Source organism: Frankia sp. AgKG'84/4, assembly GCF_023242965.2.
Classification (GTDB): domain Bacteria; phylum Actinomycetota; class Actinomycetes; order Frankiales; family Frankiaceae; genus Frankia.
Genome location: NZ_JALKFU020000693.1, coordinates 1 through 571 on the forward strand (window position 1 = coordinate 1; position 571 = coordinate 571).

Annotated in this window: 1 pseudogene; it reads right to left on the reverse strand. The window is 72.9% G+C overall.

The features are described 5' to 3' along the window. Window positions 1-507 (reverse strand): annotated as a pseudogene (locus tag MXD58_RS24655) (4-phosphopantoate--beta-alanine ligase); the annotation flags it as partial. Between the last annotated feature and the right edge of the window lie 64 nt (window positions 508-571).

Sequence of the window (571 nt, forward strand, 5' to 3'; positions counted from 1 at the left end):
GTCCGCCGCCGCCGCGCCCGCGGCCAGGGCACGCGACAGCGCGAGTGCGTCGGTGCGCTGCCCGGGCGTGAGGTAGGCGTTGCGGCTGGACAGGGCGAGGCCATCGGGCTCGCGCACCGTGTCCACGCCGATCACCGACACGTCGAACGCCAGGTCGGCGACCATCCGCCGGATGCAGACGAGTTGCTGGGCGTCCTTGCGGCCGAAGAAGGCCAGGTCCGCCCGGACCAGGTGCAGCATGGTCCCGACGAGGGTCAGCATCCCATCGAAGTGGCCGGGCCGGGAGGCGCCCTCGAGAATCTCCCCGAGCGACCCGGCGCTGAAGCGCACCAGCGGCGGCACCTCGTGGATCACCGTCGGCGCGAAGACGACGTCAACGCCTTCCCGGGCGCACAGCGCGAGGTCCGCCTCGAACGTGCGCGGGTAGCGGTCGAGGTCCTCGCCGGCGCCGAACTGCAACGGGTTGACGAAGATCGTGGCGACCACCTGGTCGGCCTGATCCGCTGCAGTAGCTCCCGCTCGCGGTCGGGGGCGCAGTCGGCGGCCTCGCGCAGGTGCCGCACGTCACCGT